Genomic DNA, 22,840 nt, shown 5'->3' on the forward strand with positions numbered 1-22,840 from the left:
TCAGTCGAGCCTCTTGCGGGTGACGCGGAAGGCGAGCGCGAAGAACAGCGCGCCGAACGCCAGCATCACGGCAAGATCGGGCAGGAACAGGCCCCACAGATCGCCCGCCATGAACACCGATTGCAGCGGCGGGATCAGATAGCGGGCGGGCACGGCATAGGTGATCGCCTGGATCCATCGCGGCATCGAGCTGATCTCGAACAGGAAGCCGGAGAGCAGGAAGGACGGCAGGAAGCCGGAAAGCAGCGCGATCTGGCTGGCGACGAACTGGTTCTTGGTGGCGGCCGAGATCAACAGGCCCTGGCCGAGCGCGGGCACCAGGAAGACCGAGGCGATGATCAGCAGCGCGACGGGCGATCCGCGAAACGGGACATGGAAGGCGAAGACCGCGATCAGCGTGCAGATCGTCATCGATCCCAACGCCAGCACGAAATAGGGAATGAGCTTGCTGGCGAGGAATTCGACCATGCTGACCGGTGTGGCCATGATCGCCTCCATCGTGCCCCGTTCCCACTCGCGCGCGACGACGAGGGCGGTGAGCAGCGTGCCCACCATCGTCATCACGATCGCGATCGCGCCGGGGACGAGGAAGTTACGGCTCTTGAGCTCCGGATTGAACCAGTAGCGCGGGGCCAGCGCGATCACCGGCTGCTGGCGCGCCGCGGATCCGCCGGCCATGCCCTGCGCCCAGCTCTGCCGTACCCCGTCGGCATAGGCGGCGACGAAATTGGCGGTCTGCGGCGTCGATCCGTCGGTGATGATCTGGATGGAGCCTCGGCCGGCTGCCTGGAGCCTGCCGAAGTCCGGCGGGATGACGACGATCGCGCGGATCGCGCCGCCGGTGAGCAGCGGCTTCAGGGGCGTCACGTTGCGCGCCATCGTGACGTCGAACCAGACCGAGCGCTGATAGGCCTGGGCGAGGCCGAGCGCGGGGGCGCTGCTGTCCTGCAGCGCGACTCCGATCTTCGAGCGGCTGGTGTCGAGCGAGACGGCGTAGCCGAACAGGAAGATGAGGATCAGCGGCAGCACCGCGGCGATCAGGATGGTCGAGGGATCGCGCAGGATCTGCTTGGTTTCCTTGCGCAGCATCGCCACGAGGCGGCGGCGATCGACGAGCATGCTCATGCCGCCTGCTTCTCGCCGGCTTCGCGGGCGCGGTCCGAGGCTTCGATCAGCGCGATGAAGGCGTCTTCCATCGTCGGATCGTCGAGTTCCGCCTCGGCCATCGCCTGTTGCTTCAGCTCGTCGGGTGTCCCGGTCGCGATCTCGCGTGCGCGGTAGATCAGCGCGATGCGGTCGCAATATTCGGCTTCGTCCATGAAATGGGTGGTGACGAGCACGGTCACGCCCTTGCCGACCAGCCCGTTGATATGCGTCCAGAATTCGCGCCGGGTGATCGGGTCGACGCCCGATGTCGGCTCGTCGAGGAAGAGGACGGGCGGCTGGTGCATCACCGCGCAGGCGAGCGCGAGCCGCTGCTTGTAGCCGAGCGGCAGCTCGCCGGCATTGGAGGGGAGATAGCGTTTCAGATCGAATATCTCGATCGACCGATCGATCGCGGCCCTGGCCTCGCTGCGTTCGAGCCCGTAGACGCCCGCGAAGAAATCGAGGTTCTGCGCGACGCTGAGATCGCCGTAGAGCGAGAATTTCTGCGCCATGTAGCCGAGCGCGCCGCGCGCCTGGGCGGCGGCATGACGCAGATCGAAGCCGGCGACCGAGCCAGTCCCGCCGCTCGGCTTCAGCAGGCCGCAGAGCATCTTGAAGGTGGTCGACTTGCCGGCGCCGTTAGGACCGAGCAGGCCGAATATCTCGCCGCGCGCGATGGTGAAGTCCATGTCCTCGGCGGCGGTGAAGTCGCCGAAGCGCTTGGTGAGACCTTTCGCCTCGATCGCGGGAGCGTCGCTCTCGGGAATGGTGCGATAGGCCTCGGCGAGCGCGCTGGTGCCCTTGGGGCCGCCGCCCAAAATGTCGATGAAGCCGTCCTCGAAGCGGGGCGGGGCGGGCTCCAGCACAGCATCCTTGCCCGCATCGAGCGCCTGCGGAGACGGCGGCTGGGTGTCTCGCGCGGCGAGCAGGCGGATGGCGCGGCCCTGGATGGTCGCGTCGGCGACGTCCTCGCGGTCCAGCACGCGTTCGAGCAGCTTGCGCCGCCCGCCGCCGAAACCGCTCAGCCGGAACACGCGGTGCGCGATGCGGCCGGTGAGCTCGGCCGGCGGGCCGGAGAAGAGCAGCTTGCCGCGATCGAGCAGGTGCACGCTGTCGCAGCGCTCGGCCTCGTCCAGATAGGCCGTCGACCAGAGCACGCCGATGCCGCCATCCCGACCGGCGCCCTGGTCGGGTTCGACGAGCTGCTTCACCATCGCCCACAGTTCGCGGCGCGAGACCGGATCGACGCCGACGCCGGGCTCGTCGAGCAGCAGCAGGCGCGGCGTGCGGATCAGCGCGCAGGCGAGGCCGAGCTTCTGCTTCATCCCGCCGGAGAGCTTGCCGGCCAGCCGCTGCTGGAAGCGTTTGAGATCGGTGAAGTCGAGCAGCTTGCCGAACGCCTCCTCGCGCTCGGATTTCGGCAGGCCGCGCAGGTCGGCATAGAGATCGAGATTCTCGCGGACGCTGAGGTCCTCGTAGAGGCCGAAGCGCTGGGGCATGTAGCCGATCCGGTCCTGATCCGCGCCCGGCGCGCCGCCGAGCACGCGGATTTCGCCCTTGTCGGCCCGTAGAAGGCCGGCGAGCAGGCGGATCAGCGTCGTCTTGCCTGCGCCGTCCGGCCCGACCAGCCCGGTGATCTTCCCGGGGGGGATCGCGATCGAGACGCCGTCCAGCGCCGGATCGCCCTTGCCGAAGCGTTTGACCAGCGCTTCGGTGGAAGCCAGCGGCTCGGGCGAGGGGGCGGCCATCGCCCGGTCAGCGCTGCGCCGGACGTGCGCCGGGAACCGACACCGTCACCGGCTGACCCTGGCGCAACGCGCCGTCCGGATCGATGACGATGATGCGCAGGCGATAGACGAGGTCGCTGCGCAGGTTCTCGGTCTCGACCGTCTTGGGCGTGAACTCCGCGGTGGGCGCGATATAGCCGATCGTGCCGTGGTAGAGCTTCGGATTGCCGTCGCTGCGGACCGTCACCGCCATGCCGGGCGAAAGCCGGCCGAGATCGGGTTCGGGCACATAGGCGCGCACCCGCACCGGCCGGTCGATGGTGAGGGTGAACACCGTCTCGCCCGGTTGCACGATCGCGCCGGGCTCGCGGGCGCGCGTAAGCAGCGTGCCGTCGGCCGGCGCGACCAGCACTGCGTCCGACAGGTCGGTGGTCGCGCTTGCGCGCTGGGCGCGGGCATTGTCGTACTGGGCGGCGGCGGCCTCGATATCCTCGCGGCGCGAGCCGACGCGTTGCAGCGAGAGCGCCTGCGCTGCCGCGTCGACCTGCGCCTGCGCGGCGCGATAGGCGGCGACGGTCTGGTCGAACACCGCCTGCGAGATGGCGCCGCTCGCGATCAGCGGCTTGCGCCGCTCATAATCCTCGCGTGCCTTGGCGAGGTTGGCCTGCTGCTGCGCCAGCGCGGCGCGCGCCTGGGCGATGTCCTGCGGGCGGTTGCCGTTGCGGCGCTTGTCGAGATCGGCCTTGGCCAGCGCCACCTGCGCGCTCGCCGCCGCCACCTTGTCGTCGAGCGGCCGGGTGTCGAGCAGGGCGAGGCGGGTGCCCGCCTTCACATGTGCGCCTTCCTCGACAGGCATCTCGGCGATGCGTCCGCCGACCCGGAAGCCGAGATCGACCTGGCGGATGTCGACATTGCCGTAGAGCGTCAGGCCGTCATCCTTCGGCTTCCACAGGCCGAAGCCGTGGGTGACGATCAAGAGGATGACGAGCGCCGCCACGGCGGCGACGATCGATGCGATGCGCAGGCGTTTGCTCATGCCCCGTCCTTTGCCGCGAGGGAATCGAGAATGGCGTCGACCTGGGCGAGGATGACGCGGCGGATCTGCTCGGTCTCGGCCGCGCCGATATCGTCCCAGCCGTTGGACCGGAGTACGACCGCGCGCGAGACGCGGAAGACCAGCACCTGGCCGAACATCGCGATCACGCGCAGCCGCGCCTCGTCCGGCCCGATGCGGTGCGAGGCGGCCCGGCACAGCATCCGCGTGATGTGATGGAGCATCGGCCCCATCGGCCCGTTGTAAAGCTCATCGAAGGCGCGCGTCGGCTCCATCTGCTCGCGCACGATGAAGCGCGCCCAGGCGGCGCTTTCCTTCTGCACCAGCATCGAGACGAGCGCCGCGAAGATCCGCAGGATCTGCGCGCGGGCCGCGGCAGGGCTGTCATCCTCGCGCGCCGCCGCGGCGGTCTCGATCGCGGGCGCCATCTGCGTGCCGATCCGGCCCGCGATGTAGCGCGCCACTGCCACGTACAGCTCTTCCTTGCCGCCGAAATGATAGGTGATCGCCGACATCGGCTTGCCCGCCGCCCGGGCGATCGCCCGGGTGCTGGCGCCGTCGAAGCCATAGCGCCCGAACAGGTCGAGTGCGGCGAGGACGAGCTGATCGGGCGACTCGGGTGTGTCCGTCATGGCTGAACAGCCTAGTTCGTTCGAACGAACAAGGGAAGGGTGAGATGATAGTCCCGCTCGCAACCTTTAAATGAAAGCTTCATCGCAATTCCCTACTTAGTAAGTAGAGATTGCGCGCAACAACAACGTCGTTGCCGACGCTCGGATCGGGGGTGTTGCACCGCAGCACTGGCACGATCGGAACGATCGGATAAGCTCATGTCGAAAAGGGGTCTTCGATGCGCAACCATGCCGCCACCGCTCTCACCGCCCTTGCCGTCGCGCTCTTAGCCGCGGGTGAGGCCCAGGCCGCCGATGCGGCTGCGGCCGATCAGTCCGGCGTCGGCGACATCATCGTCACCGCGCAGCGCCGGCAGCAATCGGTGCAGGACGTCAGCATCGCCATTTCGGTGATCGATGGGTCGAAGCTCGCCCAACGCGGTGTCGGCAATGTCAACCAGCTCCAATATCAGACGCCGAGCCTCGAGATCGTGCCGGCCTTCGGCGGCGGCCAGCCGCAATTCCGGCTGCGTGGCGTCGGCTTCGAGGATTATGCGACCAACAATACGCCGACCGTCGGCGTCTATGTCGACGATGTCGCCTATCCGGTGCCGGTGGCGACGCAGGGCGTGCTGTTCGACATCGACCGCGTCGAGGTGCTGCGCGGGCCGCAGGGCACGCTCTACGGGCGCAATACCACCGGCGGCGCGATCAACTTCGTCACGCGCAAGCCGACGGATCATGTGAGCACCGGCGCTGATCTCGAATATGGGCGTTTCGGCCAGTTCCGGCTCGAGGGATATTTGTCGGGGCCGATCACCGACACGCTCAAGATCCGCCTGTCCGGCGTGCGCGAGTCCGGCGGCGGCTTCCAGCACAACCGGACGACTGGCGAGCATCTCGGCGATGCCGACCGGCTGTTCGGCCGCGGCGTGATCGAATGGACGCCGGCTGCCGGCGTCGATGTCACGCTCAACGTCCATGGCGGGCGCGACAAGTCGGAATCGACCGGCCTCAACCTGATCGGCGAGGATATGATCTCCGGCATTCCGGCCGACACCAGCATCCGCGATACGGGTTGGGGCTTCGATCCGGCGTTCGCCAAGCTGGCGGGGGTCGCGCCGGGCGACAAGCCGCACCGCGACAATCATAGCTGGGGCACCAGCCTGAACGCCAACATCGATCTCACCGACACTCTGCGGCTGAGCAGCATCACCGCCTATGACAAGCTGCGCCGGCGCGAACTCGGCGACTGGGATGCGACCGCCGGCAACGAATCCAACACATTCTGGGGATCGAACGTCCAGGTCTTCTCGCAGGAAGTGCGGCTGGCGCCGATCCATGCGGACCGCTTCACCTGGGTGCTCGGCGGCTATTATAGCTGGCAGAAGATCGGCGAGACGTTCCTCACCGATTTCACCCAGAGCCTCGGCTTCTACACCGATACCAGCTACACGCAGCGCGCCCGATCGATCAGCGGCTTCGGCCAGGGCGAATATAAGCTGACCGATCAGATCACCCTGATCGGTGGCCTGCGCTACGAGCATGAGCGGCGCACGCTCCGCGATTTCGCGACGGCGATCATCATCCCGCCCTCCTACAACCAGCCGACTTTCGTGGATGGCGATCGCAATACGAGCCTCAACGAAGTCACCGGCAAGGTGGGTGTGGAATATCATGCCCGGCCCGGTCTGCTGTTCTATGCCAATGCGAGCCGCGGCGTGAAATCGGGCGGTTTCACGGCCTATAACTCACCCCAGGCCGATCAGATCAATGCGTTCAAGCCGGAAGTGCTCTACGCCTATGAAGTCGGTGTGAAGGCCGATGTGGCGCGCACACTTCGCGTCAACGCGTCGGGCTTCTATTATGATTATCGCAACCAGCAGGTGCTCGGCACGGTGGTGGATCCGGTCAACGGCCCGATCGGCCGGATCACCAACGCGCCGAAATCGCGAATCTATGGCGGCGAGCTGGAACTGGAATATCGGCCTTTCGAAGGCCTGCGCATCTCGCAGACGGCCGGCTACAAGAACGGCAATTACGTCAAATATTTCGACAATGATTCGACCGCCTCGTACAAGGATCCCAACACCGGGCTGTGGGTAGCGGTGCCCATCGACTTCAAGGGCAAGCGCCTGCCCTTCGCGCATTGGAGCTATGGCGGTTCGATCGACTGGACCGTTCCGGTCGGCAATTATTCGATCGAGACCGAAGCCGACTACAGCTATCGCAGCGATACGCCGTCCTTCCTCGGGGCGGAATTCGCGGTGAGGCGTTTCTGGCTCGCCAATGCCACCCTGACCCTGCGCTCGAACGACGGCTGGTATGTCGGGGTCTATGGGCGCAACATCTTCAACGAGAAATATGACCTGACTCGCAACTATTTCCTGCCGAGCGCGCCGATCGCCCAGCCGGGCCGCCCGGCCACCTATGGCCTGCGCGTCGGTGTTCATATCTGAGGACGGAGCATGCGTCTGATCGGTTTCATCCTGGGCGGGCTCATCCTGCTGATCGCGGTCGCGGCGCTCGGTGGGTGGCTCTATCTGCGCGCACCGGACATTCCGGCGAGCGAGTTGGCGGCCCGTTACGGCCGGCCCAATTCGCGCTACGCCGCGCTGCCGGGCGATGCACGGCTGCATTATCTGGAAAGCGGCAGGCCAGGTGCGCCGACGGTGCTGCTGATCCATGGCTTCGGCGACAACAGCTTCTCCTGGGACGGTTGGACGCAGGTGCTCGCGCCCGACTATCATGTGCTGGCGGTCGATCTGCCGGGCCATGGCCTCACCGAGACACCGGTTGATTTCAGCATCGATCCCGCCCGTTTTGCCGATGTGCTGGACGGACTGCTGGGCAAGCTCGGCCTCTCGCGGGTGGCGGTCGCCGGCAATTCGCTTGGCGGCGCGGTCGCCTGGCAGCTCGCCTTGCGGCATCCGGACAAGGTGGGCCGCCTGATCCTGGTCGACGCCGCCGGCTGGCCGAGCGAGACGCTGAAGAAGCCGCCGCTCGCTTTCCGTCTGATGCGCTACAAGCTGGGCCGCGATATCATCGCATCGATCGACAATACGCCTCTGATCCGCGAGGGCCTCAAGAAGGATGTGGTCGACCAGTCCGTGCTGACCGACGCCTTCATCCAACGCTGGGCGGACCTGCAGCGCCTGCCCGGGCACCGCACCATCCTGATGTCGATGCAACCAGGCGGCCTCGCCGCATCGAAGGAGACGCTGGCGGCGATCAAGGTGCCGACCCTGATCCAGTGGGGCGCGCAGGACCAGATCATCGACGTCGCGAGCGCGCATAAGTTCGCCGATGCCATTCCGGGATCGGAGCTGATCCTCTATCCCCATGCCGGGCATCTGCCGCAGGTCGAAGCCGCGCAGGCGACGGCGCGGGACGTCGCTGCCTTCCTCGCCCGCCATAAGGAATAGGGATGCCGGCCGATCTGTGGGGCAATGCGGTCAGCGAGGGCAGCCGTGCGGCGCTCGCCGCGATCGACGCCTTTGCCGGTGGCCTCGTCGCCTATGAGGCGCGGGCCGCCACCATTCTCGCTGCCGCCGAGGCCGATGCGACGCATCCGCTGGTCGCGACATGGGCGGGGGTGCTGACCCTGCTCGGCGAGCATGAGGCGGCCGTGCAGGCGGCGCGGCCCTGGCTCGCCGCGGCGGAGGCCGGGCTCGACCGCGCCAATCCGCGCGAGCGGCGCCATTTCGTCGCGCTGCGCGCCTGGATCGATGGTGCGATCGACGAGGCGATATTGGAGCTGGAAACGCTCGTTGCCGAATATCCGCGTGATCTTACCGCGCTCAAGCTGCTCCACTATCATCTTTTCAACCGCGGCGATTTTCCAGGGCTGCTGCGCACGGCGGAGCTCGCCGTGGCCGCGGCGCCGGAACTGGCCTATGTCCATGGCATGGCCGCGTTCGGCTATGAGCAGCTCCATCTGCTCGACGAAGCCGAGGCGGCCGCGCGCCGCGCGCTGTCGATCGAGCCGCGCGAGCCCTGGGCGCAGCATGCCCTGGCCCATGTGATGCTGACGGAAGGGCGGATCGACGAAGGCATCGGCTTTCTCGAAACCGCGCGGCCCGGCTGGACCAGGCTCAATTCCTTCATGCTCACCCATTTGTGGTGGCACCTCGCGCTTTTCTATCTCAGCGCGGGGCGGGAGGCGGACGCGCTCGCCGCCTATGACGATCAGGTCTGGGCGGTCGCCAAGGACTATTCGCAGGATCAGATCGGGGCCGTCTCGCTGCTCGCGCGGCTGGAGATGGGCGGCGTCGCGGTGGGCGCGCGCTGGCAGGATCTGGGCACGCATCTCGCCGCGCGGAAGACAGACGTGGTGCAGCCCTTCCTCTCCGTGCAATATCTCTACGGCCTCGCGCGGGCCGGTCGCGAGGAGGCCGATGCGTTGCTGGACGCGATCGCGGCTGCTGCAGCGGACAAGGAGCGGCAGGATCGCCTTGTCTGGCAGCAGGTCGCGCTGCCGCTCGCCCAGGGGCTCGTCGCGCATGCCCGTGGCGGCTTTGCCGCGGCCGCGGAGCAGCTTGCCGACGTGTTGCCGCGGCTGATCCGGCTCGGCGGCAGCCATGCGCAGCGCGACCTGTTCGAGATCGTCCTGCTCGACGCGCGCATCCGCTCCGGCGATTTCGTCGAGGCGCAGCAGATGCTGGCGCTGCGCCGCGCCCATGATCCCGACGGCGTGCCGCTCAATCGCAGCCTGGCCGCGGTCTACCGCGCGCTCGGCCTGCCCGCGCTGGCGGATGCGGCCGATGCGCGGGTGAGGGCGCGCCTGCCTTGAACCGGGGTTGGGTTTGGCCGTGCTGGCCTTGGAGCATCCCACGTCATCCCGACGAAAGTCGGGATGACGGAGAAAGAAGTTTAGGCCTTCTCTCTCGCTTGCTGGGGATGGCGTTTCTTGTCCTGCTGGGCGTCATTGCATGTCCCCACGCCGAGGCCCATGCGCGCGACACGCTCACCGTCGCGCTCCAGCTCGAGCCGCCCAATCTCGATCCCACGTCCGGCGCGGCCGTGGCGGTCGACGAGGTCACCTACGGCACGGTGTTCGAAACGCTCGTCCGGCTCGATGCGCAGGGCACGGTCAAGCCGTGGCTGGCGCAGCGCTGGACGGCTTCTTCCGATGGGCTGATCTACAGCTTCACCTTGCGGCCCGACGTGCGCTTCCACGACGGCGCGCCGTTTACCGCGCGCGATGCCGCGTTCAGCCTGATGCGTGCCATCGCGCCGGGATCGACCAATGCGCAGGCCGGCGCGCTCTCCGTAATCGCACGGGCGGAGGCGGTTGCGCCGCTCATCCTGCGCGTGACGCTCAAGCGGCCGGATGCCGATTTCCTGCGGCTGCTGAGCTATGGCGATGCCGCGATGGTCTCGCCGCGTTCGGCGTCGGCGCTGGCAAGCGCGCCGATCGGCACCGGTCCCTTCCGCTTTTCGGCGTGGCGGCGCGGCGAGGCGATTACGCTGGCGCGCAACGATGCCTATTGGGGCGCCCATGCCCGCCTGGCGCGCATCGTCTTTCGGTTCATCGCCGATCCGAGCGCCGCCTTCGCCGCGATCAAGGCGCATGACGTCGACATCTTCAAGGATTTCCCAGCGCCGGAGACGCTCGCGCAGCTGCAGGCGGATCCCACGATCAAGCTCGCGATCGGGCCGACCGAAGGGCAGGTGATCCTCGCCTTCAATCAGCGCAGCGGGCCGCTGGCCGATCTGCGCGTGCGGCAGGCGATCAGCCATGCGCTCGACCGGCGGGCGATCATCGATGGCGCGATGTTCGGCTATGGCACGCCGATCGGCAGCCATTTCGCGCCGCAGGATCCCGATTATGTCGATCTCACCGGCCGCTATCCGCACGATCCCGCCGCCGCCCGGCGGCTGCTCGCCGCGGCCGGCTATGGCCATGGCCTCGATCTGACGTTGAAGCTGCCGCCCGCTGCCTATGCGCGACGCAGCGGCGAGATCGTGGCGGCCCAGCTGGCATCCGTCGGCATCCGCGTCGACATCCGCAATCTCGAATGGGCGTCCTGGCTGGACGAGGTGTACAAGCGGCACGCCTTCGATCTCACCATCGTCAATCATGCCGAGCCCTATGATTACGACATCTATGGGCGCGACGATTATTATTTCGGTTATCGCAGCGCGGCGGTGCATGCGCTGCTCGACCGGCTCAAGACGACCGCCGATCCCGCGGCCCGCCATGGCCTGCTGGTCGCGTTGCAGCAGCGGCTGGCGGACGATGCCGCCAATGGTTTCCTGTTCGAATATCCCGGCCTCGGCGTGCAGGACGCCAGCTTGCGCGACATCTGGATCAACACGCCCAACGAGGCGCTGGATTTTGCCGGAGCGAATTTCGGCGATCGGCAAGGCGGCTCCGGCAGCGAGAGGCTGGCGGATGCGCCGGCTTCCCTGGGCGGCTGGATACTGCTTGCCCTCGCGCTCGTCGCGCTCGTCGCGCTCGTCGCGCTCGGGCGCTGGATCGGGCCAGTCGCGCTGGCCCGCCGGATTGGCATAGTGATCGCGACACTGTTTGCGGCGACGCTGCTGATCTTCGCCCTGGTCCAGATCGCGCCCGGAGATCCCGCCGCCTATATGATGGGCCTCGACGCCAATCCGCAGGCGATCGCCGCACTGCATGCCCAGCTCGGTCTCGAGGGCTCGGCCCATGCCCGTTACCTGGCCTGGATCGCCGGCCTGCTGCACGGCGATTTCGGGCTGAGCTATACCTATCGCGTGCCGGTGGCGGGCTTGCTGAGCGAACGGCTGGTGGTTTCGCTGCCCTTGGCCCTGTTCGCGACCTCGCTCTCGATCGCGATCGGTATTCCGGCGGGCTATTTCGCCGCGCGCGGGCAGGGCGGTGTCGGCGATCGGCTGGTGCTGTGGATCGCGCGCATCGGCATCGCGATTCCCAGCTTCTGGCTGGCGGTGCTGCTGGTGCTGCTGTTCTCGGTCGGCTTGCGCTGGTTGGGATCGGGCGGTTTTCCGGGCTGGCAGGCCGGGTGGGGCGCCGCGCTGGCCGCGCTGGTGCTGCCGACGGTGGCGCTGGCGCTGCCGCAGGCGGCGATCCTCGCCCGGGTGATGCGCACCTCGCTGCTCGAGACGATGGAGCTCGACTATGTCCGCACCGCGCGTGCCAAGGGGCTCAGCCGCAATGCGGCGCTGGCCCGTCATGCGCTGCCCAACGCGCTCGGCCCCGTCGTCACCGTGCTCGGCCTGCAGGTGCCGTTCCTGCTGGCAGGGAGCGCGATCGTCGAGACCATCTTCTTCCTGCCCGGCCTCGGCCGGCTGGTGCTGCAGGCGATCGCGCAGCGCGACCTGATCGTGGTGCAGGCAGTTGCGCTGCTGCTCGTCGCCGCGACGATCCTCGCCAGCTTCCTCGCCGACCTCGCGCTCGCCGCGCTCGATCCGCGCCTGCGGCGGTCGGCATGAGTCGCGGCATGCCCGCCATGCTGGGCGGCGGCGTGCTGGTGGCGCTGGCTGCGTTCGGCGCACTGCTTTCGCTCGTCTGGACGCCATATGACATTTCGGCAGTGGATATCGGCGCGCGCCTGCTGCCGCTGTCGGCCGCGCATCCGCTCGGTACCGATCAACTCGGCCGGGACATGCTTTCGATGGTGATGGCGGGCGCGCGGGTGTCGCTTGCGGTGTCGCTGCTCGCGGTGGCCGCGGGGATGCTGGTCGGCGTGCCGATCGGGCTTGCCGCGGCGGCGTTCGGCGGGTGGCGGGACGAGGTGGCGATGCGCGGTGCCGACGTGCTGTTCGCCTTTCCTTCGCTGCTGCTCGCCATCCTGCTCGCCGCGATCCTCGGGCCGGGCGCGTCGAACGCGGTGCTGGCGATCGCGCTGTTCAATATTCCGGTGTTCGCGCGGGTGGCGCGAGGCGCCGCGCTCGGCCTGTGGCAGCGCGATTTCGTCGCCGCGGCCCGGCTGGCGGGGAGGGGGAGGGCCGCGATCTCGATCGGGCATATCCTGCCGAATATCTTTGCCGCGATCGGCGTGCAGGCGACCATCCAATTCTCGCTCGCGCTGATCGCGGAGGCCGGGCTTTCCTATGTCGGCCTGGGCGTGCAGCCACCCGCGGCCAGCTGGGGGCGGATGCTGGGCGACGCGCAGACGCTGATCGGCGTCGCCCCGCGCCTCGCGGTCATTCCCGGCCTTGCCATCCTGCTCGTGGTGCTGGGTTTCACCCTGTTGGGCGACGGGTTGCGCGACCGGCTGGACATGCGCGGATGAGCTTTCTCGCCATCCGGGACCTGACGGTCTCCTATGCAGGACGCGCCGCCGTGCGCGGCCTGTCGCTTTCGGTCGGCCGCGGGGAGATCGTCGCGCTGGTCGGCGAATCCGGGTCGGGCAAGTCCACCGCCGCCTTCGCCGCGATGGGATTGCTGCCGTCCGCTGCCGTGGTGGGCGGCGAGATCCGGATCGACGACCGCGCGATGGCCGATCTGACGGCACCGGAGCAGGACCGGCTGCGCGGCGGCACGCTCTCGATGGTCTTCCAGGAACCGATGGGCGCGCTCAATCCGCGCATGCGGATCGGTGCGCAGGTGGCCGAGGCGATCCGCATCCATCACCCCATGAGCCGCGCCGAGGCCGATGCCCGTGCGGCGGCCACGCTGGCGCGGGCCGGCCTGCCGCCCGAGATCGCACCGCCGACGCGCTATCCTCACGAACTTTCCGGTGGCCAGCGCCAGCGTGTCGCCATCGCCATCGCCATCGCTGCCGGGCCCGCGCTGCTGATCGCGGACGAGCCGACCACCGCGCTGGACGTCACCACCCAGGCGCACATCCTCGCGCTGCTGCGCCGGCTGGTGAAAGAGGATGGGCTGGGGCTGCTCCTGGTCAGCCACGATCTCGCGATGGTTGCCGAGGTGGCGGATCGCGTTGCCGTGATGAAGGATGGCGCGATCGTCGAGGAAGGGACGCCGGAGGACGTGCTGCGGCGTCCGCGCGCCGATTATACGCGGCGGCTGATCGCTGCGGCCGCGCATGTGCCGGCGGCTCCTGCACAGGCACCCGGCGCGCCGCTGCTGGAGGTTCGCGATCTCGTCCGCAGCTGGCCCGGCGTGCGCACCGACCTGCGCACCGGCCTGCGCCGCGCTCCGGCGCGGACGACATTGCACGACGCCAGCTTCACGGTCGCCGCGGGCGAGACGGTGGGGCTGGTCGGCGAATCCGGATCGGGCAAGACGACCCTGCTGCGCACCGTGCTGGGGCTAGATCCGCCGCAAGGGGGCGATGTGCTGTTGCAGGGCCGGTCGATCGTTCGCGCCCGCGGGGCAGCGCTGCGCGCGCTGCGCCGCGACGTGCAGGCGGTGTTCCAGGATCCGGCCGGCAGCCTCGATCCGCGCCAGCGGATCGAGCGGATCGTGGCCGAGCCGATGCATCTTCTCGATGCCCGTCCCGGTGCGGCCGAGCGGCGGCGGCTGGTGGAAGAGGCGCTGGAGCAGGTGGGCCTCGCGCCGCAGGATGCCGGCCGCTTCCCGCATCAATTTTCCGGTGGCCAGCGCCAGCGCATCGCGCTCGCCCGCGCGCTGATCATCCGGCCGAAGCTGATCGTGCTCGACGAGGCGGTATCCGCGCTCGACATGTCGGTCCGCGCCGGCATCCTCGATCTGCTCGCCGACCTGCGCGACCGGCTTGGCCTCGCCTATCTGTTCGTATCCCACGACATGGCGATGATGCGGAAGGTCGCCGACCGGCTGATCGTCCTGCAGGCGGGACGGATCGTCGAGCAGGGCAGCACGACGCAGCTGATCGCGGCACCGCGCCATCCCTATACGGCGTCGCTGCTGGCGGCGACGCCGGATCTGGACCGCGCGCTTTCTGCGCGCGATCCTGCGGAATAGGGTTACCGGCCGTGACGGATCATCAAGGTGTCCTGATGGCCCAGTCCGGGCCGAACGACCGCGGTGTCTCTCCGCCGCCTACAGCAGCCAGTTACCCGAGAGCGCCGTGACGTTGCCGGTAAAGAGGATAGCCATGTCGGCATTGGCGTCTCCATTGGTATCGAACAGCGCGGTGGTCTGGTTGGCTCCCGCGTCGTAGCTGAGCGTGAATTCGCCGCCGCTGTGAGTGAAGGCTCCGACGAGGTGGAAGGCCTGGTTGCCGCTGACCGTGCTGTTGGCGTCGATTGCGGAGAGATCGAGCTTGTCGCCGCTGGCGAGGTCCGTGATCAGGTCCGATGCCGCGACGCTGCTGTCGCTGACCGCGGTGTAGACGAAGATGTCGTTCTGGGCGCCGCCGGTGAGCGTGTCCGCGCCGGCTCCGCCGGTGAGGGTATCGGCGCCGACATTGCCGATGAGGATATCGTCCCCGGCGGCGCCTTTCAGGACGTCGTTGCCATAGCCGCCATCGACCGTGTCGTTCGACGAGCCGGCATCGATCATGTCGTTGCCGTTGCCGCCATAGAGCATGTTCGCCTGCGCCGAGCCGGTGATCACATCGTCATAGGCCGAGCCGGTGACGTTCTCGACCGACAACAGGGTATCGATGCCCGCGCCGTGCGTGTCCTGGGCCGTGGCGAGGGCGAGGCTGACGGTTATGGCCGAGGCTGCCGAAGCGTAGCTGGCCGTGTCGTTGCCGGCGCCGCCATAGAGCGTATCGTCGCCGAGGCCGCCGCTCAGCGTGTCGTTGCCGGCATTGCCGGTCAGCACATTGTTGCCGGCATCGCCGGTGAGCTGGTCGTCATAGGTACCGCCGGCCAGATTCTCGATCCCGGACAGCGTGTCCGAGCCGGCCGACACCGTCGATTGCGCGGTCGTGATCGCCAGGCTGACCCGCACCGCTCCCGTCGCGTTGGCATAGCTCGCCGTATCGATGCCGTCGCCGCCGTAGAGGAAATCATTGCCGAGGCCGCCGTTCAGCGTGTCGTCGCCCAATGATCCGATGAGCGTGTTGGAATATTGATTGCCGGTGAAGACATCATTGTAGTCGGAGCCATAGAGGCTCTCGACATTCTGGATGAGATCCGTGCCCGCTCCGCCGGTATTCTGCGAGAAAGTGGTGGCGAGGTTCACCGTCACGCCGGATGCGGCATGGTTGTAATAGATGGTGTCGACGCCGGCACCGCCGTCGATCACGTCATTGCCGCCGCGGCCGTCGATCACATCGTTGCCGGCGCCGCCATAGAGACTGTTATTGCCATCGTCGCCGCTCAGATAATCGGCGAAGTCGGTGCCGATCAGCCCCTCGATGCTGGTCATGGTGACATTGCCCGCGCCGCCCGTCGCATGGACGATGCCGGTTCCGGCTTCCACCGTCACGCTCACCGCGGCACCCAGCCCGGCGAAGGACGCGATGTCGTTGCCCGTGCCGCCGTCCAGCGTCGCGCCGCCGGTGGAGACCGTGTTCAGCGTATCGTCGCCGGCGCCGCCATAGAGCGTGTCCGCTCCGGCGGCGCCTCTGATGACGTCGTTGCCCGCGCCGCCATAGATGATGTTGGCGTTGCCGTCGCCATTGAGCGCGTCGTTATAGGCCGATCCGATGAGGTTTTCGAAGCCGGAGATGGTGTCGTTGCCGGCGCCGCCCGTCGCCTGCACCCCGGAGAGCGCCAGGCTGACCGTGATCTTGCTGGTCGCGTTCGCATAGCTGAGCGTGTCGATCCCGCCGCCGCCCGAGAGCGTGTCGGCGGCCGTGCCCGCGCCGCCGTCGATCACATTGTCGCCGGCATCGCCGGTCAGCGTGTCGCTGTAGGAGGAGCCGACCAGATTCTCGATGCCGGTAAGCGTGTCGGTTCCGCCGCCGCCGCTGGCGCTGCCGGTCGCCAGATTGGCGGTCACCGCGCCGGTCGCTCCGGCATAGGAGGCGGTATCGTTGCCGGCTCCGCCGTTCAGCGCGTCGTTGCCTGCGCCGCCCAGCAGCAGATCGTTGCCGCCCGCGCCATTCAGCACGTCGTTTCCGGCGCCGCCGTAAAGGCTGTCGCCGAGCTCGCCGCCGGTCACCGTGTCGGCGCCGGCGCCGCCATTGGCCGTGAAGGCGGATGAGGTGAGCCCGCCGAGATTGAGCGTGTTGCCTGCGGCGCTCAGGTTGAAGGTTCCGACTTGGACCTGGCCGCCAGCGAGATCGACCGTACCACCGGTGGTGAGCGTGATCGAACCGATGCCGGTCACGGTGGTGAGAGCGTCGAGCTGCATTGCCGTGAAAGTGACGCTTTGGCCATTGCCCGTCAGTTGTTCAATGCCGGTGAACGTAGTCCCAGAGAAGTCAACGGAGCCGCCAGCGAAGCTTAGCGTGAGGGTATCGGTGCCATCGCCGCCATCATATTGCTCGCCGGCAATGACGTCGGACGCGTGGGAAACGACGAACTGATCGTCTCCGATGCCGCCGCTCATCATGTCCAGCCCCGCGCCGCCGTCGAGCGTATCGTTGCCCTCCTGCCCGCTCAGCGTATCGTTGCCGTCATAGCCCGAAAGCCTGTCATCCTTGACACCACCAAGAACAGTATCCGCCGCCCCTCCTCCGAGAACCCAGAAGCCCTGGCTGTCCACTCCGGTGAGAATCAACGTGTTGCCGGAACCGTTAAGGCCGATCCAGTTCGTTTCGATGTCCGCGCCGGTCAAATCCACCGTGCCGCCGGTGGTCAGCTGGATACCGCCATCGAACAGATAGACGCCTGAGAAATGGTCCAACTGCGATGCCGTCATCCAGAGATTGTAATAATACACGAAGAAATCCAATTCGATATAACAGGCGCCATAAGTGTCGATCGACTCTACGCTGTCGTCGATGTTCAGGGCGCTGATATCGATGGTGTCGTTTCCGACATTAAATCCAGGGACGAACGTAGTCCCGACGATAGAGAGGCGATCGTTGCCCTCCCCGCCGCTCAGCGTTTCGCCCGCGTCGATCGGATTGGAACCGTCCACATAGGTGACGTTGAGGACGTCGTCTCCCGCGCCGCCATAATAGCTGTCGACGCCTGTGTCGCCGTCGAGGTTGTCGTTACCGTCGCCGCCATAGAGGGTGTCACTGCCGCTGCCGCCATAAAGCTGGTCGTTGAGCGCGCCACCTGAGAGCGTGTCGTCACCATTCAGACCGTTGATGATATCCGCGGCGGCACCGCCCTGATCGCCGTTGATCGTGTCGTTGCCGGATGTTCCGTTGTAGGTAGGCATGTCGGCTCCTTCATTGGATGCGCCGTTTCCGGCGAAGGCTCAGCGAAGCGAAGAGGATGGGTGCGCCGCGCTGGCGCGGGGACGCGGTGGGGGAGCGTCGCCGTTGGTGGCCAGCATTGCTGCCGAAGGGCGATAGGCCGCGTTCATCATTCCTCCCCCGTGCTGCCCCGTAAAAGCACCGTATCTACTTCGGACACCTTCCCGGCATGCGGAAAGGACAAAGGCTTCTAACAAGAAATTATCTTCGAATTCGTGACAATGCAACGTCAGGTGCCAGGAACGACTCAGATCGGACTGATTATTTCTCTCCCGGTGCTTGGGCAATCTTGCACGGATATTATCCATGTGATGCGCGCGATCCGATCATCATCGAAATTTTAGCAATGATTACCGTCCGTAAGCCTCGCCGCGCGGCAACGGGGCGATCGCATTCGTCGCGAGACGGGCGGCGATCCGGATCTTCGTCTGCATCCTTTGGTTCAGCAGCGGTCCGGATCGGGCCACTCCACGGACCGGCCCTTCGGATCGGAACCCAAAACGCATCCTTGGGCGGTCTCCGCCCGCAAGCCGGTGTCCTATCGCTATGCCGTTCGCCCGGTATGGTCCGGCGCGGCACGGCGGAGATCCGCTTTGGCCGAGATACGCATAGTCCAGGGGGAGATGCCGCCAGTCCTCGCCGGCATCGTGCGGGATGTCGCCCTCGCGGCAGAAGGTGCGATCGTCGCGGATGCAGTGCCGGCCGGCGATCTGGCCGATGTCGTGAGCAGCCTGCGGCCGGACGTGGTGATCCTCAACGCAGCGGGGCTCGACGCCCCGCCGCTCGACGCGTTGATGTGTGGCGGCGGGCGGCCGGTGCGCGTGATCGCACTCTCCGCAAAGGGAGAGGAAGCGTGCCTGCACGAGCTGCGGCCGCACGTCGCGGTGATCGGCGATCTTTCATCGGCGGCGCTGCTGGAAGCGGTGCGCGGACGCAGCGGAGCGAGCCATGGCTGACGCCGCCGGCATCAGCCATGTGACGGAAAGCCTGCGGGCCCTGTTGCGCGCGGCGATCGCGGCGAGCGGTGCCTTGTCGACGGCGCAGGTCGATCTGCGTTCACCGCGCGAGATCGGCGCCGCCAGCAGCCAGGCGCTGCTGTCGCTCTGGCTCTATCGCGTGACCCGGCTCGACGAGCTCAACAATGCGCCGCCGGTCCGGCGTCCGGACGGCCGGATCGTGCAGCGTCCGCTACCGCTGAACCTGCATTTCCTGATGACGCCGATCGCCGGCGACGCGCTCACCGCGCAGCGGCTGCTCGGCATCGGCATGCAGGCGCTCCATCAGGAGCCGCGCCTGAACGCCGAATTTCTCCACACCGCGCTGATCGACAGCGGCGACAGCCCGATCGGCATCCACCTGGAACCGCAGACGCTGGAGGAGGCGACACGGATCTGGCACGCGCTGCACCAGCCCTATCAGCTTTCGACGGCCTATCTCCTCCAATATGTCCCGATCGAGACGACGCTCTCGGTCATGGATGCGCCCCCCGTCCTCGAGAAGCTGACCGGCTATGCCGCGATCGAGCGGGTGGCCTGATGGACGCCGTCGTCATCACCGCAGGCCGCCGCTACGAGATCGATTTCGATATCGTGACGCGGCGCCAGGTCTTCGTCTGGGGATCGGTGAGCGACGACAGCGATGGAAGCGCGATGCTGCCGCCTTACGCGGTGAGCGTGGACGAACCGCTGCTCGACGCGAGTATCCACGATCTCGGCTACGCGCTGGCCGGCGATCCGGACGTGGCGCTGGCCGACACCAGCATCGCCCATGCGTTGCAGATCGGCGTGACCAGCGACGGCTATCGCCCGGCCACGCAGACGATCACGGTGCCCGCAAACCCGATCCTGCCGCTGGTGCGGCCGGTCGCGCTCCGCCGCCTGCCGCTGCGCCTGACCGGCCGCGTCATCAACGCCGCCACCGGCGCGGGCATAGCCGGTGCGGCCGTCGCGCTGACCGGGCCGGTATTGGCGGCTCCGGCGGTGGCCGTGCTGCTGTCTTCGCCGCTGGTCGCGAATCTGAGCGGTGGAGCGCAACTGCAGGGCCATGGGATCGCCCCGATCGCGTCGCCCGTGCCGATCAAGACGGCGCATGCCGCGACCGCCGGATCGCGGGAGCTGGTGCTCGACGATCTGCAAGGTCTGTCGCCGGGCAGCCTGCTGCGCTTCGGCCAGCCCGACCGGGCCTTCTGGACGGAGATCGCGCTTTTGCCGGGCGCACCGGGGCTCGTGCGGCTGGCCGAGCCGCTGGCCCGATCGGTGCGGGAGGGCGATCCGGCGGCGCCGTTCGCGCTCAACGCCGCGGTCGGCCCGCTCGCTTCGGCGCTGGGCGCGGCCTATGCCGGGGAGGGCATCCTCATCGCCGACGCTGCGCCCGGCGGAGCCATCCTCGTCATCACCGATCCGCCCGAGCCGCCGCGTTATCACGGCCTGGGGGCACTCACCGGCGCGTCGGGCGACTATGCGATCGACGGGGTGGCGCGCCTTGCCAAGCTGCGTCTCGCGATCACGGCGTCTGGTTTTTCCGGCCAGACCCGGATGGTGCCTCTGCCCGACACCGGACGCTCCTTCACCCTCGATTGGCGGCTGCAGCCGTGACGTGCCGATCCGCGCAAGCAAAGGACTAAGCTCATGCCCGAGTATCTAGCGCCAGGCGTTTTCCTCGAGGAGGTGCAGCTCAAGGCGCCTTCGATCGAAGGAGTCAGCACTTCGACGACCGGCATGGTCGGTGCCGCGCTCCGCGGGCCGACGGTCGGGCGGCCGGTGCTGGTCACCAACCTGTTCCAGTTCCGCCAGAGCTTCGGCGGGCCGGTGACCGGCACGGGCATGGGCAGCGAGCTTTATTATGCCGCGCAGGGCTTCTTCGCCAATGGCGGCCGGCGACTCTACGTGGTGCGCGCGGCCGGGGCGGCGGCCAGCGCGGCGCAGTTCGCGACGCGGGGCGGCTTCATCGGCCGGCTCGCCGCCGGGGCGGACGCCGCCACCGGACAGGCGGTGATCCGGCCGGCCGACACGATGGGCCTGATGGACGGCGCATCGATCCAGCTTTCGATGCTGCGCGACGGCGTTACCTATGTCGCCACCGCCGAGACGATCGCTGCCGGCGGCATCAACCGTGCGACCGGCGCGGTGACGCTGGGCGGCAATCTCGACATCACGCCCACCGGCCCGGCGAGCTATGCGGCGCGCAGCACCGCGGTGATCACCCAGCTCAACGGGCTGGACGCGGATGGCATTCCGCAGACCGGCGCGCGCCCGGCCAGCATCGTCATCGATGCGGCGGATGTCGGCGCCGCCGGCAGCGGCATCGTGATCACCGCCAGCCCGGTGCGCGCCGCGCGCGGCGTGTTCGTGTCGCTGGACGGCAGCGGCGTGGACGCCAACCAGGTCCGCCTCAAATCGGCGAGCGGCTTCTATGTGAACGCCTGGGTCGAGATCGATCGCGGATCGCCGGTGGCGCGCCGGTTCCGCAAGGTTCTCGCGGTCAACGGACCGGTCGTCACCCTTGCGGGCCCGGCGCTGGTGGCGGGCGACTTCGCTCCCGACGCCTCGGTCACCGAAACGCTCCTGTCCGTGCGCGAATTCGCGCTCACCGCCAGCCTGGACGGCACGACCGAAAGCTTCCCGTCGCTCACACTCGAGAACGTCACCGGCAAGTTCGTGACGGACGTGATCAATTCGGGATCCAGGCTGCTGCGCATCAACGCGGCGCTGCCGGCCGACACCAATCCCTTCTTCTTCCCGAGCGGCGACGATGGGTTGACCTTGACCGTCACCACCGCCGGAGTGGACGACGATCCGGACGCGGCGGCGATCCGTGGCGTCGACAATGGGCCGGGCCAGCGCAGTGGCCTCCACGCGCTGGAGGAAGTGGCCGACATCAGCATCATCGTGGTGCCCGGCGTCGGCGAGATCTCCGTGCAGGAAGCGATGATCGAGCAGTGCGAGCGGCTGAAATATCGCGTCGCCCTGCTGGATCCCGACGTGTCCGGCGGCACCGCGCCGTCGCTCAACGACATCCAGACGCAGCGGCTGCAGTTCGATACCAAATATGCCGCCATCTATTATCCGCGCATCATCGTCCGCGACGTGAACGATGCGAACCGCGCGATCGGCGCCTCCGGCCACATGGCGGGCGTCTGCGCGCGGGTCGACAATGAGCGCGGCGTGTTCAAGGCGCCGGGCAACGAGACGATCAGCAACATCGTCGACATCGAGGCGATCCTGACCCAGGGCGAGCACGAAGTCCTCAATCCCGCGCCCAATAATATCAACGTGATCCGCGATTTCCGCGACAGCGGCCGGGGCCTGCGCATCTATGGCGCGCGCTGCATCACCAGCGACAATGACTGGAAATATCTGCCGGTCCGGCGCCTGTTCGTCTTCCTGGAAAGATCCCTGGACATCGGTACGCAATGGGCGGTGCTGGAGCCCAACGACCAGCGGCTGTGGGACAAGCTGGCCGACAGCGTCGACGCCTTCCTGACCACCCAGTGGCGCGCGGGCGCGCTGATGGGCGCCGACAAGACGCAGGCCTTCTACATCAATATCGGCCTGTCGACGATGACGCAGGACGACATCGATAATGGCCGGCTGATCATGGAAATCGGCGTGGCGCCCGTGAAACCCGCCGAATTCGTCATCATCCGTATCGGCCAATGGGCCGGCGGTTCCTTCGCCGAAGAAGCCTGAGGAGACACATCATGCCTGACCGGCCCGTGCCCGATCCGTTTCGCGGTTATAATTTCCGGGTGGAATTCGATGGCGTGACCGGCGCTGCCTTCCGCGAGGTGAGCGGCCTCACCTTCGAGATCGATCCGGTGGAATATCGCGAAGGCAACGAGCAGCATCTGCACGTGCGCAAGCTGTTCGGCCTGCGCAAGTTCACCAACCTGCAGGCCAAGCGCGGCATCACCACCGACCTGCAGCTCTACAAATGGTATCATGAGCTGTTGGTCGGCGGCGCGAACCTGCGCGACGGCGCGATCATCCTGACCGACGAGGTGCAGAAGGACCGGATCCGCTGGTCCTTCAAGAACGGCTGGATCAGCAAGTGGGAAGGGCCGAGCTTCAACGCCACGGCCAACGACGTCGCGATCGAGATGATCGAGATCTGCGTCGACCGCGTCGAGCTCACGAAGGCGGCCTGATC

16 protein-coding genes are annotated in these 22,840 nt (G+C 67.5%); 11 read left to right on the forward strand and 5 right to left on the reverse strand.

All coding sequences use genetic code 11. The features are described 5' to 3' along the window. Genes GQY20_RS12250 through GQY20_RS12265 form a run of 4 tightly spaced genes read right to left on the reverse strand, consistent with a single transcriptional unit; the run spans position 1 to position 4,559 of the window. A complete protein-coding gene (locus GQY20_RS12250) occupies positions 1-1,125 on the reverse strand; it encodes an ABC transporter permease (protein ID WP_157217391.1) in 1,125 nt (374 codons plus the stop codon). After that, positions 1,122-2,894, reverse strand: a complete 1,773-nt coding sequence (locus GQY20_RS12255; protein WP_157217392.1) for an ATP-binding cassette domain-containing protein — start codon at positions 2,892-2,894, stop codon at positions 1,122-1,124. Before GQY20_RS12255 ends, GQY20_RS12250 begins: the two co-directional genes overlap by 4 nt. Positions 2,895-2,901: 7 nt before the next feature. Continuing rightward, entirely contained in the window at positions 2,902-3,909 is a 1,008-nt protein-coding gene (hlyD, locus tag GQY20_RS12260) for a secretion protein HlyD (protein ID WP_157217393.1), read from the reverse strand. After that, a complete protein-coding gene (locus tag GQY20_RS12265) occupies positions 3,906-4,559 on the reverse strand; it encodes a CerR family C-terminal domain-containing protein (RefSeq protein ID WP_157217394.1) in 654 nt (217 codons plus the stop codon). Before GQY20_RS12265 ends, hlyD begins: the two co-directional genes overlap by 4 nt. 218 nt (positions 4,560-4,777) lie before the next feature. Here GQY20_RS12265 and GQY20_RS12270 point away from each other — a divergent pair, with 218 nt between their 5' ends. The 6 genes from GQY20_RS12270 to GQY20_RS12295 all read left to right on the forward strand — a co-directional run bounded on the left by GQY20_RS12270 (position 4,778) and on the right by GQY20_RS12295 (position 14,388). Then, positions 4,778-6,997, forward strand: coding sequence for a TonB-dependent receptor (locus tag GQY20_RS12270; protein ID WP_157217395.1), 2,220 nt, complete (start codon positions 4,778-4,780; stop codon positions 6,995-6,997). A 9-nt stretch (positions 6,998-7,006) separates the two neighbouring features. Then, positions 7,007-7,963, forward strand: coding sequence for an alpha/beta fold hydrolase (locus tag GQY20_RS12275; protein WP_157217396.1), 957 nt, complete (start codon positions 7,007-7,009; stop codon positions 7,961-7,963). Between the two features lie 2 nt (positions 7,964-7,965). Continuing rightward, entirely contained in the window at positions 7,966-9,330 is a 1,365-nt protein-coding gene (locus GQY20_RS12280; RefSeq protein ID WP_157217397.1) for a tetratricopeptide repeat protein, read from the forward strand. A 107-nt stretch (positions 9,331-9,437) separates the two neighbouring features. Next, on the forward strand, positions 9,438-11,969 hold the full coding sequence (locus GQY20_RS12285) for an ABC transporter substrate-binding protein (RefSeq protein WP_157217398.1): 2,532 nt from the start codon (positions 9,438-9,440) through the stop codon (positions 11,967-11,969). An 8-nt stretch (positions 11,970-11,977) separates the two neighbouring features. Beyond that, complete coding sequence (locus GQY20_RS12290) at positions 11,978-12,772, forward strand: ABC transporter permease (RefSeq protein WP_232476025.1); 795 nt, start codon at positions 11,978-11,980, stop codon at positions 12,770-12,772. Beyond that, a complete protein-coding gene (locus GQY20_RS12295) occupies positions 12,769-14,388 on the forward strand; it encodes a dipeptide ABC transporter ATP-binding protein (protein WP_157217400.1) in 1,620 nt (539 codons plus the stop codon). The genes GQY20_RS12290 and GQY20_RS12295 overlap by 4 nt, the downstream gene beginning before the upstream one ends. A gap of 78 nt (positions 14,389-14,466) precedes the next feature. Here the strand turns inward: GQY20_RS12295 and GQY20_RS12300 are convergent, their stop codons facing one another. Further along, on the reverse strand, positions 14,467-17,655 hold the full coding sequence (locus GQY20_RS12300) for a beta strand repeat-containing protein (protein ID WP_157217401.1): 3,189 nt from the start codon (positions 17,653-17,655) through the stop codon (positions 14,467-14,469). A gap of 630 nt (positions 17,656-18,285) precedes the next feature. Here GQY20_RS12300 and GQY20_RS12305 point away from each other — a divergent pair. The 5 genes from GQY20_RS12305 to GQY20_RS12325 are packed head-to-tail and all read left to right on the forward strand — an operon-like array spanning position 18,286 to position 22,838. After that, a complete protein-coding gene (locus GQY20_RS12305; RefSeq protein ID WP_157217402.1) occupies positions 18,286-18,648 on the forward strand; it encodes a hypothetical protein in 363 nt (120 codons plus the stop codon). Next, entirely contained in the window at positions 18,641-19,228 is a 588-nt protein-coding gene (locus tag GQY20_RS12310) for a DUF4255 domain-containing protein (protein WP_157217403.1), read from the forward strand. Before GQY20_RS12305 ends, GQY20_RS12310 begins: the two co-directional genes overlap by 8 nt. Further along, positions 19,228-20,286, forward strand: coding sequence for a hypothetical protein (locus tag GQY20_RS12315; protein WP_157217404.1), 1,059 nt, complete (start codon positions 19,228-19,230; stop codon positions 20,284-20,286). The genes GQY20_RS12310 and GQY20_RS12315 overlap by 1 nt, the downstream gene beginning before the upstream one ends. A gap of 33 nt (positions 20,287-20,319) precedes the next feature. Then, complete coding sequence (locus GQY20_RS12320) at positions 20,320-22,380, forward strand: phage tail sheath C-terminal domain-containing protein (protein ID WP_157217405.1); 2,061 nt, start codon at positions 20,320-20,322, stop codon at positions 22,378-22,380. 11 nt (positions 22,381-22,391) lie between these two features. After that, positions 22,392-22,838 (forward strand): phage tail protein, encoded by a 447-nt coding sequence (locus GQY20_RS12325; RefSeq protein ID WP_157217406.1) that lies wholly within the window; start codon positions 22,392-22,394, stop codon positions 22,836-22,838. The last annotated feature ends 2 nt before the right edge of the window (positions 22,839-22,840 follow it).

This window comes from Flavisphingomonas formosensis, assembly GCF_009755815.1.
GTDB classification, from domain to species: domain Bacteria; phylum Pseudomonadota; class Alphaproteobacteria; order Sphingomonadales; family Sphingomonadaceae; genus Flavisphingomonas; species Flavisphingomonas formosensis.

Bases quoted from the DNA above. Each gene is read 5' to 3' on its own strand.
- GQY20_RS12285 (WP_157217398.1), top strand. From the start codon at position 9,438: ATGGCGTTTCTTGTCCTGCTGGGCGTCATTGCATGTCCCCACGCCGAG.
- GQY20_RS12270 (WP_157217395.1), top strand. From the start codon at position 4,778: ATGCGCAACCATGCCGCCACCGCTCTCACCGCCCTTGCCGTCGCGCTC.
- GQY20_RS12255 (WP_157217392.1), bottom strand. From the start codon at position 2,894: ATGGCCGCCCCCTCGCCCGAGCCGCTGGCTTCCACCGAAGCGCTGGTC.
- GQY20_RS12295 (WP_157217400.1), top strand. From the start codon at position 12,769: ATGAGCTTTCTCGCCATCCGGGACCTGACGGTCTCCTATGCAGGACGC.
- hlyD (WP_157217393.1), bottom strand. From the start codon at position 3,909: ATGAGCAAACGCCTGCGCATCGCATCGATCGTCGCCGCCGTGGCGGCG.
- GQY20_RS12310 (WP_157217403.1), top strand. From the start codon at position 18,641: ATGGCTGACGCCGCCGGCATCAGCCATGTGACGGAAAGCCTGCGGGCC.
- GQY20_RS12250 (WP_157217391.1), bottom strand. From the start codon at position 1,125: ATGAGCATGCTCGTCGATCGCCGCCGCCTCGTGGCGATGCTGCGCAAG.
- GQY20_RS12290 (WP_232476025.1), top strand. From the start codon at position 11,978: ATGCCCGCCATGCTGGGCGGCGGCGTGCTGGTGGCGCTGGCTGCGTTC.
- GQY20_RS12325 (WP_157217406.1), top strand. From the start codon at position 22,392: ATGCCTGACCGGCCCGTGCCCGATCCGTTTCGCGGTTATAATTTCCGG.
- GQY20_RS12265 (WP_157217394.1), bottom strand. From the start codon at position 4,559: ATGACGGACACACCCGAGTCGCCCGATCAGCTCGTCCTCGCCGCACTC.
- GQY20_RS12280 (WP_157217397.1), top strand. From the start codon at position 7,966: ATGCCGGCCGATCTGTGGGGCAATGCGGTCAGCGAGGGCAGCCGTGCG.
- GQY20_RS12315 (WP_157217404.1), top strand. From the start codon at position 19,228: ATGGACGCCGTCGTCATCACCGCAGGCCGCCGCTACGAGATCGATTTC.
- GQY20_RS12275 (WP_157217396.1), top strand. From the start codon at position 7,007: ATGCGTCTGATCGGTTTCATCCTGGGCGGGCTCATCCTGCTGATCGCG.
- GQY20_RS12300 (WP_157217401.1), bottom strand. From the start codon at position 17,655: ATGCCTACCTACAACGGAACATCCGGCAACGACACGATCAACGGCGAT.
- GQY20_RS12320 (WP_157217405.1), top strand. From the start codon at position 20,320: ATGCCCGAGTATCTAGCGCCAGGCGTTTTCCTCGAGGAGGTGCAGCTC.